At 39.0% G+C, this 295-nt stretch carries 1 protein-coding gene; it reads right to left on the bottom strand.

From position 1 onward, the window contains the following. Positions 1 to 295 (bottom strand): hypothetical protein (locus tag NE473_RS31710; RefSeq protein WP_256265690.1); only part of this gene is annotated, 295 nt, incomplete at both ends.

Raw genomic sequence — 295 nt, 5'->3', positions numbered from 1 at the left:
CTTGATTAGTGTCATCCTAAAAGCTGGCGAAGTAGTTATACGCTCCTTTTGCAAGGAACTATTTTTTAGTACATAAATAAGCTGCAACAACTCAGCCAATATAAAAGGAATAACCCTAATATGGACTCCCATTAGAGCCGCAACTCCAACAGCATACCCCACAGCCCCTACAATATTTTGAATCAGTATCTTTTTAAAATCGAGAATCAATCGGAAGTCCACACAATAATAGGACCTTACCGTTCCCAGAGCAACAAAGACTGCCAAACCAATTATGGTAATAATTGATTGCCTG

The organism is Hungatella sp. SL.1.14, assembly GCF_024460495.1.
Taxonomy (GTDB): Bacteria; Bacillota; Clostridia; order Lachnospirales; family Lachnospiraceae; genus Hungatella; species Hungatella hathewayi.
Note: the sequence above shows the minus strand (reverse complement) of the source record. Positions and strands in the feature narration are given on the sequence as shown.